Below are 13,798 nucleotides of genomic sequence, written 5' to 3'. Positions count from 1 at the left end.
TCCCGTTCAGTCATTCAGATGGTTGCGGTAAGGAAGAACATCGTCGATACCGGGTCCGCGTCGATGGGCTGGAAGCTGTACTCCAGCGGCGCGCTGGCGTCGCGGGCTACTGTCAGGAATCCCAGGCCGGCGCCCTTGCTGCCTTCCGGCGCTTCGGCGCGCATGGTTTCCTTGTAGGCCTGCTTGATCTGGTCCAGCGTCATGGTGCGCAACGGCTCCAGCGCGGCGCGCAGTTGCCCCACGCGGGTGAGCGCCACCGGGTTGGAGCACATCAGCCGGTAGCGGTCTTCCACCATGCAGATGCACACCGAACCGTGGCGCAGCTGGTTGGTGTCCTGGGTGGGCGGCGTGAGCGCGTCGGACGAATAGTGGACGATGTTCTGCGCCATCTCCACGAACGAGGAGAACAGCTTGCGCCGGGTCGAGCCATCGACGCCACTCACCGTCAGTTGCAGCCGGACTGCATCGGACATTGCCGCGATGATGTTCTGGGAAAAGTAGCCGACGTAGTAGAAGATCACGTTGCGTTCCCGGGCCATTTCAAAGAATGGCCCATATTCATGGTCAATCGAATTACCGTTCATCTCAGTGCTATAGCAGGCCATTGCAGGACTATTGAACGCGAAAGCAGAAAAACGTGAGGTCGTCGCGGCGGCGGTGATGGCCTTGCCACGCGCGATACTGGTTCAGCACGGCCTCGTTGATCTGCGCCGCCGAGGCATGCCGGCTGCCGCGGATCGCTTCGCGGATGCGGCGCTTGCCAAAGGCGATTTCCTTGGGGCCGCCGATCTGGTCGATCAGGCCATCGGTGGTCACAAACACCACGCTGTCCGGCTGGGTCTGGATAAAGCGGTTCTGCCAGGCAAAGTCCAGGTCGGTGTCCACATAGCCGACGCCCATGCGCTCGCCGTCCACGATCTCGCCTTCCTCCTCGCCGGGCTGGAGCACGAACAGGGCGCTCTTGGCGCCGGCGAACACGAGCCGGCGGCTGGCGTTGTCAAACCAGAAGAACGCCGCATCCATGCCGTCATTCGAGCCAGGCGTTTCATCATCGCCGTCGAGCTGCCCGAGCATCTGCTTGATGCCGCGGTTCACCGCCATCAGGAGCGCGCCAGGGTCGCGCGGGCCGCGCTGCTCGATGGCCTGGATCAGGATGGACGAGGAGATCAGGGTCAGGAACGCGCCCGGTACGCCGTGGCCCGTGCAATCGGCCAGCGCGGCAAACCAGCCGTCCTCGAACGCGGCAAAGTGATAGAAATCTCCGCCAACCACATCGCGCGGCTCCCACACCAGGCCAGCGTCGCCGAGCGTCCTGGCCAGCGCCTCGCGCGAGGGGCGCAGCATCGAGCGCTGGATGGTGCTGGCGTAGTCGATGCTGTGCATGATCTGGCGGTTCTTCTCGGCCTGCATGTCCGCGACCACGCGCATCAGCTGCAAGCCATGCCCGATGCCAAGGAAGCGGCCGTCACGCGCGATGATGAAGCCGTCGGCAAGTGCCTTCTCGCCGTACTCCACCGCCTTGAAGGTCAGGGCCTCGATGCTCATCGCCGCATCGACCACCAGCGGCTCCTTGTCCATGAAGGCGATACAGCTCTTGCGGTTGTACAGCTCGCGGTGATAGGGCTTGCTCATCTGCGACATGAAGATCGCGCGATTGATCAAGCCGATCGGCGTGTCGTTCTCGGTCACCGGCAAGCTGGCAAGGTCCCGGTGCTTGCCGAACACATCGAGGACTTCCTGATTGTTCTGTTCCGTGGTCACCGATGGCGTGGCGACGCAGAGATCCTCGGCACAGGGCTGCCGGAAGCGGGAACGAGCCAAGTGTGAGTCAACCGGAACGTCAGGCATCGCCAGGGCATTCGGACTATTGGGAAGCTGCCGATTGTATGGCGCGCGCATGACAGTCATGTGACATATGGCGCATGCGGCGCGTCCGGGGGCTTCCAGGCGCTGGCGACGGCGCCAGCGCCTGGAAGCCCCCGGAAATCCCTCGGGGACACGCCGTAGGCCCGGCGGAATGCGCGGGTAAAGTCAGAGGCACTGTTGAAGCCGGCCCCATAGGCGATCTCACCGATGCTGATGTGTGCAAGGCGCAGGAGATCGTCGGCCGCCGCCCGCAACCTGCAGTTGCGGATATACGCGCCAAGGCCGCCTTCGTGCTCGAACATCCGGTACAGGGTTGGGCGCGGCAGCCCGAACGCTTGCAGGATGCTTTCGGGCGAGAGGTTCTCCAGTTGTAGATTGGCCTGCACGTAGCGCTGCACGCGCTCCAGCATGGCGGCGCGGGCGGCCGCGCGCGCGTTGCCGGCAAGGCGCGCCTGCTTGCCGAATGCGGCAACGATCAGGTGCGCGCAGTCGCGGATGGTTGTTTCCGCATCGGCCTCGGACAGTGCCGGGAGGTTGCGGCAGAGCGCCGTCACGTGATCGAAGATCAGGCGCGTCAGCGGCGAGGTATAGGTCACCACGCGGCCATGGATGGACTCGGCATCGGGAATGGCCGCCTCCACCGTGGCGCGCGGCACGAAGAAAGCCAGCACCCGGGCGCGCGTGGGGCGGTGCATGTGCATCGGCTGGTTCATGTCGAGCGCCAGGATGCCAGGCACGAACTGGGCGGATTTGCGCTGCCGGGAGAAGTCCGTCACCGTTTCGGCGATCCCGTCCACGGCCACATGGAAGACGTAGTCGCGCACGCTGTCGGTGGAGATGCGCGCGGTGGTGCGAATCTGGCCCACCGGATCGGTGCGGCTGTCCAGGTAGGTCAGGTCCTTGAGCACATAGGTATCGATCTCGCCCCGGAAGCCGCCGGCAACCTGCGCGCGCGAAACCGGGACATCGAGTATGCGGCCGACATAGTCGCGCCAGGCCGGCAACTGCAGCGTCACCGCCTCGTTCGCGACGGTGAAATGCTGGTGCACGATCGGCGGCGGGGCGGTGGCAGGGCTGGCGGACGCAGCCGGCTGGGCATGCCTTTGCAGATGGGAAGCCAGGATCCGGCTGACGGTGTCTGAATAAGCCTGGGTCATGATGGCGTCGGGGTCAGGAAATAGCTCGCGTCCCTAGTCCGAGCCATTGTACCGATGACGCTCAGAGGCTAGTCGGTTGCCGGTGCGCTCGCTTCCTTCAGTGCGGCCGCGTCGTACTCGCGCGCCGCATCGGCGGCGCGGCCTTTTTCCAGCACGCGGAAGCTGGCCGGGTCGGCGCCGTCGATTGCTACCAGGTTCACATAGCCGATGATATAGGCGTGCTTGCGGTCGCGCGCAAAGTCCGCGTCGAGGAACTCCAGTGTGGGCAGGTGCACGCGCTTGGCCGAGACCGGCCGGCGCCCGAAGAACAACTGGTCGCCCGCCAACAGGAAGCCAGGGTGCGGTACCTGCAGCGTATCGTGCGGCACGGCTACCTTGAGCGGCTTGTCGTCGCAGAACAATTGCGCGTCGTCCCACGCGTAGCAGCCTGCGATGCGCAAGGCATCCGGGTTCACGCCTTTCTTGGCCTTGCCGCGATAGAAGGCACGGCTGGCATCGCGGGCCCACGAGCCCTGCAGCACGGTAAACCCGGCGGGATCGACCTTGCGCAGGGCTTGCGGCGTTTGGTAATGGTTCGGCGCGTAGAACACGGTGACGCCGTCACTGAGATAGCCATCCCCCAGCGCTTGCAGGCTGGTGATCGGCCGCGAGGAAAGCAAGGTTAGCTCGCACGGACCGTTGGCGTACCAGTGCAGCCAGTGGATGCCATGCGCATCGCCACAGAACACGCCCATCAGGCCGTGGCCAACGGGCATTTCCCTCGCGGCAAAGGTGGCCGGATCGAGCCCGGTGAGGCGATGGCCCTCGTATTCCACTTCTTGCACTGGCGTGGCTTGCGCGGCTGGCGCCTGCAGGCGGTGCCACCAGTAGTCCTGCAGCGCGGGCAGGGCAGTGAAGAAGTCCCGCCAGTGCTCGACCTGGCGGTGGTCGAGCGCGGTCATGCGCTGGCCGTCGTCGATGGGGCCGATCTTGTCGGTCATGCGCAGCGGGCCGTCACCACTGGGCGCTACCACCAGGCTGGTGCGGTCGGCTTCGATGCGCTGGCCGAAGTAGTACACATGTTCGGCATCGGCAATGTAGTTGCCCGGCAAGCCCACCACGGTGGCGCCATCCGCGCCGATCACGCGCTTGCCGTTGAAGTAGGCCGACTCGGCGTCCACGGCGTAGTAGTCATGCATGTAGGTCACCGGCTCCAGCGGGCCATTCTCCGGCCAGCGCCAGTCCTGATAGACCAGCGGCCGGAAAGCCTGCGGGCTGCGGGTGCGGATGGTTTTGCCGGTAATGAAGTAAGCCTGGCGGGCGTCGCGGGCGTAGCGCTCGTTGAGGACTTCGAAGGTGGCGATGTCGGCGTTCTCGATCCGGTAGAAGTAGTACCAGGCCGCACCGCTGCCTTGCTGAGCCTGCACGATGACGTGCTCGCCGTCGGTGAACCAGCGCCCGGCGATGCAGCGGAACGCCTGTGGATGGGCAATGGGCAGCGGGCTGCCGTCCTTGGCCCAGAGCGGCCGGTCGCCGTGCGACCAGATCACGGTGTCGCCCTCGATGAAGTACGAAGGATGGTTGGTTGGCTGGCGCGATGCGGTCATGGGAAGGCGTTGGGTGCCGAGTGGAGCAAGGCCGACATATTAAACTGTCCGCCCAGATCGGCAATGGTTGGCGAATCCTCGGCCATTGCAATTAACGGCCAAGCATTTCTGCCATCCATCAATGGCGCGCCGGCCGCTTGCGGCCGGCGGCCGCGGCGTGCAGGATGTGGGCGGTAAGCCATACCCGAAAATGCGCAAATCAAAGTGGAGACCCTATGTCGTACATGCTGTTGATTGTCGAACCCGTTGGCCAGCGCGCCGAGCGTTCCCCGGAAGAAGGGCGCCAGGCTTACGCCAGCATGCAGCGTTTTGCCGAAGGCCTGAATGAGCGCGGGCTGCTGCTGGGTGTCAACTCGCTCACGTCGCAGGCCAATGGCGTGCGCGTGCAGGTGCGCGAAGGCCGCCGCGACCTGCTCGACGGCCCCTTTGCCGAGGCCAAGGAGATGATCGGCGGCTACTTCCTGCTTGACTGCGCCACGCAGGACGAGGCCATTGCCATCGCCGCCGAGTGCCCCGCCGCGGCATGGTGCGCCGTGGAGGTCCGCGAGGTCGGGCCTTGCTTCCTGTAAGGCAGCCGGCGAGGGGCTTTCCTAGGTAATTACCCTTGGTCTTGAGGTTTTTTTGCCTCGGATGTCGATCCGGCGGCGCGCGGTTCGTCGTACCGGTAAGAGCCAGCGAGATGGCAGCGCCCTGCCACCGCCATGGCTTACCACCGACAAACTCAAGCTAAGGAGAACCGCGATGCGATTCATGATCCTGGTGAAGGCCACGCAAGACAGCGAGGCCGGCGCGATGCCGGACGAAAGCCTCTTCGCGGCGATGGCCGCGTATCACGAGCAACTGGCCAAGGCGGGCGTGCTGCTGGACGCCGCTGGCCTCAAGCCCACCGCCAATGGATGGCGCATCCGTTATGCCGCCGGCCAGCGCACCGTCATCGACGGGCCATTTGCGCAAAGCAAGGAGATAGTGGCGGGCTACACGCTGATCCAGGTGCGCAGCCGCGAGGAAGCCATGGAATGGGCGCGGCGCTTCCCGTCGCCGCATGGCGATATGGCCGACGGCGAGATCGAGGTACGGCAGCTGTTCGAGCTGGAGGACTTCGCGCCGAGCCCTGCGGTGGAGCGCATTCGCGACCTGGATGTCGGCCAGCACTGAGCCAACGATCCCACGATCTCACTCTAGCCCAACCCACCCTTTGCCGGATCCGACACCATGCTCAAACCCATCCTGCTCGCCGCTTTCGGCGCCATTGCCCTGCTGCTGATCTACGCCGCCACGCGGCCCGATACCTTCCGGGTCGAGCGCAGCGCCAGCGTCAAGGCGCCGCCGGAGCGCGTGTTCGCGCTCATCAACGACCTCCACAACTTCAACCAGTGGAACCCCTATGAAAAGAAGGACCCGTCCCTGAAGGGCACCTACGGCGCCACGCGCAGCGGGCAGGGCGCCGCCTACGCCTGGGAGAGCGACAAGGTGGGCGTGGGCAGCATGGAAATCCTCCATGCGGTGCCGGCCTCCAAGGTCACGATGCGGCTGGATTTCATCAAGCCGTTCGAGGCGCACAACACCGTCGAATTCACGCTCAGGCCGCAGGCCGATGCCACCAACGTGACCTGGTCGATGGAAGGTGGCGTGCCGTACTTTGCAAAGCTGATGCACCTGGTCTTCAATATGGACAAGATGGTCGGCAACGATTTCGAGCAAGGGCTGGTCAACCTGAAGACACTGGCCGAGGCGCCGGCGGCCCGGTAAGCGGGGCAACCCGCCGAGCTTCCACCCAATCACGCGAAACCGAATCCTAGGACGAATCATGCATAAGCAAATCTACCTGAACCTCGCCGTGGCCGACCTGCAGCGCTCGCAGGATTTCTTCAAGGGCCTGGGGTTCACCTTTAACCCGCAGTTCACCAACGACAGCGCTGCCTGCATGGTCATCGGCGAGAACATCCACGCGATGCTGCTCAAGCATGCATTCTTCCAGACCTTCACCACCCGCAAGCTGTGCGATACCTCCGAGAGCACCGAAGTGCTGATCTGCATCTCCTGCGAGAGCCGCGCCGAGGTGGACGCCCTGGTCGCCAAAGCCGTGGCCGCCGGCGCAACGGCGCCGCGCGCGCCGCAGGACCACGGCTTCATGTACGGGCACGGGTTCGATGATCTCGACGGGCATATCTGGGAGTTGGTGTATATGGAGCCCTCGGCACCCGGCGCGACCAGCGCGGCCTGAAACACATGGTGACGACGACACCGACGCAGCGGGCGATCGAAGCCGTCTGGCGCATCGAATCCGCCAAGGTGATCGCCCACGTTGCGCGCGTGGTGCGCGACGTGGGCCTGGCCGAAGAACTGGCGCAGGATGCGCTCGTTGCCGCGCTGGAGCGCTGGAGCGAGACCGGCGTGCCGGACAACCCGGGCGCCTGGCTGATGACCACGGCGAAGAACCGCGCGCTCGACCATCTGCGCCAGCAAGCGCTGCACGCCCGCAAGCACGAGCAGATCGGCCAGGATCTCGAAGCGATGGAGGCTCACGTGGTGCCGGATTTTGTCGATGCGCTGGATGCCGCGCGCGCGGATGACATCGGCGATGATCTGCTGCGGCTGGTCTTCACCGCCTGCCACCCGGTGCTCTCCACGGATGCGCGGGTTGCCATGACGCTGCGCCTGCTGGGCGGGCTGACCACCGAGGAAATCGCGCGCGCCTTTCTCACGCCGGAGGCCACCATTGCCCAGCGCATCGTGCGTGCCAAGCGCACCCTCGGTGCGGCCCGCGTGCCTTTCGAAGTGCCCGGCCCGCAGGCACGCGCGCCGCGCCTGGCGTCGGTGCTGGAGGTGATCTACCTGATTTTCAACGAAGGTTATTCCGCCACCGCTGGCGATGACTGGATGCGCCCCGCGCTATGCGAGGAAGCACTGCGCCTGGGCCGCACGCTGGCCGGCCTGGCGCCGCAGGAAAGCGAGGTGCACGGCCTGGTAGCGCTGATGGAGATCCAGGCCTCGCGCACGCATGCACGGGTCGATGCGCAAGGCCGCCCGGTGCTGCTGCTGGAACAGGACCGAAGCCGCTGGGACCGCCTGCTGATCCGGCGCGGGCAGGCGGCGCTGGCGCGCGCGCAAGAGCTGGGCGGGGCGCTCGGCCCCTACGCCTTGCAGGCGGCGCTGGCCGCCTGCCACGCCCGCGCCAGCGCCGCGGCTGATACCGACTGGGCGCAGATCGCCGCCATCTACGACGCGCTGTCGGAGGTGGCGCCGTCACCCGTGGTGGAGCTGAACCGCGCGGTGGCGATCGGCATGGCTTTCGGCCCCGAGGCCGGCCTGGAACTGGTGAATGCGCTTCTCACCGAATCCTCGCTGGCGAAGTACCACTTGCTGCCCAGCGTGCGCGGCGACTTGTTGTACAAGCTCGGCCGCTTCGCCGAGGCCCGCGCCGAGTTCGAGCGCGCGGCCGGCATGACCCGCAACACCCGCGAGCGCGAATTCTTGCTGGGGCGGGCGCGGGATGCGGGGGCTCCCCGGCCCTGACCCGCCAGCGCGCATTGCCGCGCGTCACCACCGCCTGACTGGCAAAACGCTAATATCAGATACCGAAATAACTAAATTCCGCAATGCCGGAAAGCCGACGATGATCTTAGCCACGGGCCCGGGGGATCGATTGCTCCCGATCTCTGCACAAGCCATCCGGTCGCCCACGCCCGCGGGACCGGGGGGCAATACCATCGAAGTGTTCCAGGAGACTCTAATGATTCCACGGCTACTGTCGACCGCCAGCCTGGCGCTGGTCGCATTCCTTGCATCCGGCACTGTCGGCGCGCAACAACCCGCGCCACAACCCGCACCCCAGGCGGCGCCGCAAGTGCCCATGAATCCAAAGGAAGCCAAGGCGAAATTCGCAGAGAAGTTCGCTGCCGCCGATACCAACCACGACGGCAAGCTGAGCCGCGAGGAAGCAGAGGCTGGCATGCCGGAGGTCTACAAGAACTTCGACAAGATCGATACGAGGAAGAAGGGCGCGATTACGCAGAAGCAGATTGGTGCGTACTTTGCGGCCAAGGCCAAGCAGAAAGCCGCGGCGCAGAATCCGGGAAGCCTGAACTGACCTGGCGGTGCCGGCAGGGAGCTTGCGAGCTGAAATGCGCCCAGGTTCCGCCGGCAGCGGACGGTGGGACAGTATCGCAAATGCGGGTCCCTGACGACAGAGATCCCCGGAAAACTGGCCGGATCAAAGCCAGTGCCGGGGAGCTTTAACGATTCCTTGATTCCTTGATTCCTTGATGCCTAGATTCCTTGCTTCCTGGATTCTCTTTATACCTTTGATACCTGACAACGACGGCGGATCTCTGTTGTTCTTTCAGTCAGGTCAGGAGATTGAAGGCGAACCCTAGCGCAATCGCGCCACCGAGCGCCTCCACTGCTGCCAGCGCGAGAAGGTTCTTCAAGATGAAGCTTTCGTCCTGCTTGGTCACCATGGTGTTGTCTCCTGGAGTCGGAATCCCACGGCTGGTATGTAGTGGCAAGCTAAGCAGTGCCATTCCACGCTCCAGCCACGTCTTGATTCGCTTCCAGTAGACCGCAACCCGGAGCCGGAGAGAAGCTGGCATAAACCCCTATTCAGGCAGCCGGAGGAGCGCTGGCCTGGAAGCCGAGAAAGCTGCGGTTCGGGTTCCAGTTTCCAGTTTCCAGTTTCCAGTTTCCAGTTTCTATTCCGAGCGCAAGGCCTCCTGCGGAGCAAGCCGTGCCGCCCGGCGTGCCGGCAGCACCCCGGCAGCCAGACCGATCACCACCGCCACCAGCTCAGCCAGCACGGCGTAGGACCACGGTGTGTGGACTGGCAGCGCCGGCAACGCCGCCGCGAGCACCAGCGCGATGCCCCATCCCAGCAGCAGTCCGGTTATGCCGCCGATGGCGGCGAGCAGCGCGGCTTCACCAAGAAAGAGGAGCATGACCTGTGCCTCGGTCGCCCCGATGGCGCGCAAGAGCCCGATCTCGGATGTGCGTTCGGCCACAGCGATGGTGAGAATCGTGAGGATTCCCACGCCGCCCACGATCAGCGAGATGGCGCCGATCGCTGCTACCGCGAAGGTGATGGCATCGAGCACGGTGCCGAACACCTCTAGCATCTTTTGCTGGGGCGTGACGGTGAAGTCCTCGGCACCATGGCGCGCGCTCAACAGGCGCTTGATGCCGTCCTCCACGTCGGGGAGCGGGGCGGTGGGATCGTAGGTGACCTCGATCTCGACCAGGCTTTCCCGGTTGAACAGGTCCAGGGCACGGCCAGCCGGTATATAGACCGTATCGTCCAGGTCGAAGCCCAGCATCTGGCCCTTCGCTTCCATCACGCCCACCACGCGATACCGTTCACCGCCTATGCGGATGCGTGCGCCCAGCGGGTTGTCGCCGCCGAACAGTTCGCGCGCCACTCTTGCGCCGAGTACCGCCAGCGTCCGCGCGGCGCGCGGATCGTCATCCGGCAGGAATCGCCCGGTGGCCACGCGCATGCTCAGCGCCTCGGTGAAGCGGGGCCCGACACCATACAGCGTCACCCGCCTGCTCTTGCCGAGGTAGTCGACTTCAGCATTGCCCTGCACCAGTGGGTTGGTCACGCGCACGTGGGGGGCATGGCGCAGGGCGATGGCGTCTTCGATCGTGAGCGGGCGCACGGTGTTGATCGACCCGAGCGAAGCGCCGTGGGTCTGGGTGCGGCCTGGCGTCACGCCGATCAGGTTGGTGCCGAACTGGGTGAACTCTTCGATCACGAAGCGATGCAGCCCTTCGCCGATCGAGGTCAGCAAAATGACCGCGGCGATGCCAACGGCAATGCCCAGCGCGGTGAGCGAGGTGCGTAGCCGGTGAGCAGCCAGCGAGGCGACGGTGAAATGGATGAAGTCTGCGTAGCGCATGGGTCACCGTCCCGACAGGGCCAGCACCGGATCCAGCTTTGCCGCGCGTTGGGCCGGTGCCACGGTGAAGGCGATGGCGGTCACGACGGCGATGACCGGCGCCCCCAGCAAGGCCCACCAAGGCGGCGTGAAGGGAATCGCCGGATAGAGCTGTACGGCAAGCCTGCACGCGGCTTCGCCCACAGCCAGGCCCGCGGCCACGCCACCGAGCGCCAGCAGTACGGCTTCAGTGAGAAAGAGCAGCCGGATGTGGCCGGCGGTGGCGCCGAGCGCCTTGAGCAACCCGATTTCGCGCTGCCGCTGGGTCACGGCAATCAGCATGACGTTCATGATGAGGATGCCGGCCACGGCAAGACTGATGGCCGCGATGCCGCCCACCGCCAGCGTGAGCGCGCGCAGGATGCGGTCGAACGTGGCGAGTACCGCGTCCTGTGTGATGACGGTCACGTCGCGCTTGCCTTCGTGGCGCTGGCGAATGATCTCCTCGGCGTCGGTCTTGGCGCCCTGGATCTGCTCGCGGGTCTTGGCCTCGATCAGGATGCGGAACAGCGAGTCGGTGTTGAACAGCGCCTGGGCCGCGGAAAGGGGAACGATGACCAGCTCGTCCGTGTTGAAGCCCAGCGATTCACCCTGGCCGGCCAGCAGCCCGATCACGCGAAAGCGCCGATCTCCGATGCGCAGCCACTCACCCAGCGCCTGGCGCGTGCCGAACAGCTCCATCGCCACCCTGGTGCCGATCACGCATACGGGCTGGCCATGGTGCGGATCGCCCTCGGGCAGGAAGCTGCCCTGGGCCAGCGCCATATGGCGCACCGCCAGCAATTCGGCGGTGGACCCCAGCACCGGCGCCTCGCGTCGCCGCGCGCCGACATGCAGATCCGCATTCCCGACAATGAGCGGCGCGATGCGCGCGACGGCGGGACTGCGCCTGAGTGCGAGCGCATCGTCCAGCGTCAGGTCGCGCGTGGTTGCGCCCAGCACGATCCCTGGCGCTGCGCCGGCTGTTTCGCTGCGCCCGGGCAGCACGATAACGAGGTTGGTGCCAAGTGCGCCGAACTGGTTCACCACATATAGCCTTGCCCCCTCGCCGAGCGCGCTCACCGCCACCACGGCGGCAACGCCGATGCCCATCGCGAGCAGGATCAGCAGGCTGCGTGAGCGGTAGCCGCGCAGTACCTGCCAGGTGAAGTCGAGAACGTCAGTGAGCCGCATGGCTATCCTGCCGCGCCTCGTCACCGGCAATGCCGCCATCCACCATGCGCAGCCTGCGCCGGGAGCGGGCGCCAATTTCCGGGTCGTGCGTGACCACGATCAGCGTTGCCCCCTGTGCATGCAGGCCTTCCAGCACGGCCATGACTTCCTGGCCGGTATGCCGGTCCAGGTTGCCGGTGGGCTCATCGGCGAGAATCATCGCCGGGCGCATGGCCATGGCACGGGCGATGGCAACCCGCTGGCACTGCCCGCCCGAGAGCTCGTCGGGCCGGTGCCGGGCGCGGTCTTGCAGGCCGTACTCACCTAGCAGCGCGTCCACGCGGCGCCGGCGTTCGGCCGGGTCCATCCCTGCGAGCACCATCGGCAGCTCGATGTTCGCGGCGGCGGTGAGGCGCGGCACCAGGTGAAAGAACTGGAATACAAAGCCGATCTTCTCACGCCGCAGGCGCGCCAGTTCGTCGTCCGGGAGAGCGGTGACGTCGCGGCCGCCCAACTGGTAAGCCCCGGTGTCGGCGCGGTCCAGCAGGCCCAGGATATTGAGCAAGGTGGACTTGCCGGAGCCCGATGGGCCCATGATGGAAAGGTACTCTCCCTGAGCAACCGCCAGGTCGATGCCATGAAGCGCGTGCACAGCCTCGCCGCCCAGCACGAACGTCCGCCCGATGCCGTCGAGCCGGATCATTTTGCTTGCATCTCCGCTGTAGCCGGTTCTTCCTCGACAGCGGCGATGCCCGCCTGGAGACCAATCCGTTCCGGTGAGGTGACGACGCGCTCGCCGCGCCTGAGCCCCGCGGTCACCTCGGTGAACTCCGCGTTGGCAATCCCGGTGCCGATCGTGCGCGCTTCCAGCCTGCCGGCGGGGGTCAGCACCAGCACGCGGTTGCCGGATGCCAGCGCCGTGGTAGGGATGCGCAGCGCCTGGTCGCGGGCATCGGTCACGATTTCCACATCGGCGCTATAGCCCACCAGGAGATGGCGGACTAGGTCGGGACTGTCGAACTGGACCTCGACCTCAACGGTGCGGGCCTGCTTCTCCAGCGCCAGGACGTAGGGTGCGACGCGCCGCAACCTGCCCTCGAAATGCCTGCCGCGATAGGCGTCCAGGGTGACCCGCGCCGGCATGCCTACCTGCAGGCGAGCCGCGTCGATCTCGTCGATCGGCGCGGATACATAGAGGCACGAGTCATCGATCAGGTCCACGGCAGGCAGCGTCGGGATGCCGGGCGGCGAGGGCGTCAGGTACTCGCCAATCTCGCCGTTGACTTCGGCCACCACGCCGTCGAAGGGCGCTTTCAGCACCGTGCGCGCAGTATCCGCGCGCGAGGCGGCGATACGCGCCCCGGCCTCCTTCACCTGCGCCTTCGCGGATTCGCACGCGGCACGCCTGGAGTCGGCGTCGGCATCGGTCCGCTCCACCGCCTGGGGTGAGACGAAGCCTTTCGCCACCAGTTCCCGCGAGCGCCTGGCGTCGCTTGCCGCCACCTTGGCTAGTTCGCACACTTCGCGCACGTGCGCGGTGGCTGTCAGCAACTGGTGTTGCGAGAGTTGTTCGCGCGCGACCAGGTCTTCGTTCCACAGGACGAGAAGTACCTGGCCAGCCTTCACGCGATCGCCCTTGTGGATATTCAGCACCTCGATGCGTCCGGCCGCCGGAGGCGCCAGCTTCGCCCGCCGGCAGGCTGAGACCGAGCCCGCCCGTGTGTTGGCGGCAGTGGCCTCGACGCGCCCCTGCTCGACCTTGGCCGTCAGTACCGCTACCGGCTTGGCTCGGGTTGCGTACCAGCTTGTGCCAACGAGGCCTGCGAGTATCGCCACGACAATCGCGATGCGCCTGACGAGGCGGTTGCGCGTCAGCGTTCCTGGCGGAGACAGGGGCTTGTCTGGCATAGGGTAAGAGATGCGAAGACGTCGGCTGCGAATGCTGCGATGCATCAGCCTCACCGTCCCGCAGTCTCTGTATCCTAGCCCGTCGCGCCATCAAGCGCCACATGAGGCATCTGCCCCGCCGCCTCGCCAGGAATTGGACGTTCGCCCAAGTTGGCTAGCATGACTGGCCTCGATGTGGCACGATGCGCATCACGATGAG

At 65.8% G+C, this 13,798-nt stretch carries 14 protein-coding genes; 6 read left to right on the top strand and 8 right to left on the bottom strand.

Annotated elements, in window-relative coordinates:
* Positions 1 to 14: 14 nt before the first annotated feature.
* The 4 genes from AC1RQC_RS32490 to AC1RQC_RS32475 form a co-directional block, all read right to left on the bottom strand.
* Entirely contained in the window at positions 15 to 584 is a 570-nt protein-coding gene (locus AC1RQC_RS32490; protein WP_492372720.1) for a SiaB family protein kinase, read from the bottom strand.
* 28 nt (positions 585 to 612) lie between these two features.
* Entirely contained in the window at positions 613 to 1,848 is a 1,236-nt protein-coding gene (locus AC1RQC_RS32485) for a SpoIIE family protein phosphatase (RefSeq protein WP_492811340.1), read from the bottom strand.
* A 56-nt stretch (positions 1,849 to 1,904) separates the two neighbouring features.
* The gene (locus tag AC1RQC_RS32480; RefSeq protein ID WP_492826958.1) at positions 1,905 to 3,023 is read right to left on the bottom strand and encodes a helix-turn-helix domain-containing protein; all 1,119 of its coding nucleotides are present in this window, start codon (positions 3,021 to 3,023) and stop codon (positions 1,905 to 1,907) included.
* A 68-nt stretch (positions 3,024 to 3,091) separates the two neighbouring features.
* Positions 3,092 to 4,609, bottom strand: a complete 1,518-nt coding sequence (locus AC1RQC_RS32475; RefSeq protein ID WP_492885707.1) for a hypothetical protein — start codon at positions 4,607 to 4,609, stop codon at positions 3,092 to 3,094.
* A 215-nt stretch (positions 4,610 to 4,824) separates the two neighbouring features.
* On the opposite strand from AC1RQC_RS32475, the gene AC1RQC_RS32470 reads away from it, so the two are divergent.
* From AC1RQC_RS32470 to AC1RQC_RS32445, 6 genes are all read left to right on the top strand, one after another.
* Entirely contained in the window at positions 4,825 to 5,178 is a 354-nt protein-coding gene (locus AC1RQC_RS32470; RefSeq protein WP_492372724.1) for a YciI family protein, read from the top strand.
* 172 nt (positions 5,179 to 5,350) lie between these two features.
* Entirely contained in the window at positions 5,351 to 5,764 is a 414-nt protein-coding gene (locus tag AC1RQC_RS32465) for a YciI family protein (RefSeq protein ID WP_492372725.1), read from the top strand.
* 57 nt (positions 5,765 to 5,821) lie between these two features.
* Complete coding sequence (locus AC1RQC_RS32460; protein WP_492372726.1) at positions 5,822 to 6,358, top strand: SRPBCC family protein; 537 nt, start codon at positions 5,822 to 5,824, stop codon at positions 6,356 to 6,358.
* Positions 6,359 to 6,416: 58 nt separating this feature from the next.
* On the top strand, positions 6,417 to 6,833 hold the full coding sequence (locus AC1RQC_RS32455) for a VOC family protein (RefSeq protein ID WP_492372727.1): 417 nt from the start codon (positions 6,417 to 6,419) through the stop codon (positions 6,831 to 6,833).
* Positions 6,834 to 6,838: 5 nt separating this feature from the next.
* Positions 6,839 to 8,125, top strand: coding sequence for an RNA polymerase sigma factor (locus tag AC1RQC_RS32450; RefSeq protein WP_492372728.1), 1,287 nt, complete (start codon positions 6,839 to 6,841; stop codon positions 8,123 to 8,125).
* 217 nt (positions 8,126 to 8,342) lie between these two features.
* On the top strand, positions 8,343 to 8,699 hold the full coding sequence (locus AC1RQC_RS32445) for a calcium-binding protein (protein WP_492885705.1): 357 nt from the start codon (positions 8,343 to 8,345) through the stop codon (positions 8,697 to 8,699).
* Positions 8,700 to 9,300: 601 nt separating this feature from the next.
* On the opposite strand, the gene AC1RQC_RS32440 is transcribed toward AC1RQC_RS32445, so the two are convergent.
* From AC1RQC_RS32440 to AC1RQC_RS32425, 4 genes are read right to left on the bottom strand one after another with little or no spacing between them, the layout of a single operon-like run.
* The gene (locus AC1RQC_RS32440) at positions 9,301 to 10,500 is read right to left on the bottom strand and encodes an ABC transporter permease (RefSeq protein WP_492885703.1); all 1,200 of its coding nucleotides are present in this window, start codon (positions 10,498 to 10,500) and stop codon (positions 9,301 to 9,303) included.
* Between the two features lie 3 nt (positions 10,501 to 10,503).
* Positions 10,504 to 11,712 (bottom strand): ABC transporter permease, encoded by a 1,209-nt coding sequence (locus AC1RQC_RS32435; RefSeq protein ID WP_492885701.1) that lies wholly within the window; start codon positions 11,710 to 11,712, stop codon positions 10,504 to 10,506.
* Positions 11,699 to 12,394 (bottom strand): ABC transporter ATP-binding protein, encoded by a 696-nt coding sequence (locus AC1RQC_RS32430; RefSeq protein WP_492372731.1) that lies wholly within the window; start codon positions 12,392 to 12,394, stop codon positions 11,699 to 11,701. The genes AC1RQC_RS32435 and AC1RQC_RS32430 overlap by 14 nt, the downstream gene beginning before the upstream one ends.
* Complete coding sequence (locus AC1RQC_RS32425; RefSeq protein ID WP_492885699.1) at positions 12,391 to 13,527, bottom strand: efflux RND transporter periplasmic adaptor subunit; 1,137 nt, start codon at positions 13,525 to 13,527, stop codon at positions 12,391 to 12,393. The genes AC1RQC_RS32430 and AC1RQC_RS32425 overlap by 4 nt, the downstream gene beginning before the upstream one ends.
* Between the last annotated feature and the right edge of the window lie 271 nt (positions 13,528 to 13,798).

This window comes from Cupriavidus sp. GW822-FHT03E04 (genome assembly GCF_058801495.1).
Note: the sequence above shows the minus strand (reverse complement) of the source record. Positions and strands in the feature narration are given on the sequence as shown.

Bases quoted from the DNA above. Each gene is read 5' to 3' on its own strand.
- AC1RQC_RS32490 (WP_492372720.1), bottom strand. From the start codon at position 584: ATGAACGGTAATTCGATTGACCATGAATATGGGCCATTCTTTGAAATG.
- AC1RQC_RS32485 (WP_492811340.1), bottom strand. From the start codon at position 1,848: ATGCCTGACGTTCCGGTTGACTCACACTTGGCTCGTTCCCGCTTCCGG.
- AC1RQC_RS32480 (WP_492826958.1), bottom strand. From the start codon at position 3,023: ATGACCCAGGCTTATTCAGACACCGTCAGCCGGATCCTGGCTTCCCAT.
- AC1RQC_RS32475 (WP_492885707.1), bottom strand. From the start codon at position 4,609: ATGACCGCATCGCGCCAGCCAACCAACCATCCTTCGTACTTCATCGAG.
- AC1RQC_RS32470 (WP_492372724.1), top strand. From the start codon at position 4,825: ATGTCGTACATGCTGTTGATTGTCGAACCCGTTGGCCAGCGCGCCGAG.
- AC1RQC_RS32465 (WP_492372725.1), top strand. From the start codon at position 5,351: ATGCGATTCATGATCCTGGTGAAGGCCACGCAAGACAGCGAGGCCGGC.
- AC1RQC_RS32460 (WP_492372726.1), top strand. From the start codon at position 5,822: ATGCTCAAACCCATCCTGCTCGCCGCTTTCGGCGCCATTGCCCTGCTG.
- AC1RQC_RS32455 (WP_492372727.1), top strand. From the start codon at position 6,417: ATGCATAAGCAAATCTACCTGAACCTCGCCGTGGCCGACCTGCAGCGC.
- AC1RQC_RS32450 (WP_492372728.1), top strand. From the start codon at position 6,839: ATGGTGACGACGACACCGACGCAGCGGGCGATCGAAGCCGTCTGGCGC.
- AC1RQC_RS32445 (WP_492885705.1), top strand. From the start codon at position 8,343: ATGATTCCACGGCTACTGTCGACCGCCAGCCTGGCGCTGGTCGCATTC.
- AC1RQC_RS32440 (WP_492885703.1), bottom strand. From the start codon at position 10,500: ATGCGCTACGCAGACTTCATCCATTTCACCGTCGCCTCGCTGGCTGCT.
- AC1RQC_RS32435 (WP_492885701.1), bottom strand. From the start codon at position 11,712: ATGCGGCTCACTGACGTTCTCGACTTCACCTGGCAGGTACTGCGCGGC.
- AC1RQC_RS32430 (WP_492372731.1), bottom strand. From the start codon at position 12,394: ATGATCCGGCTCGACGGCATCGGGCGGACGTTCGTGCTGGGCGGCGAG.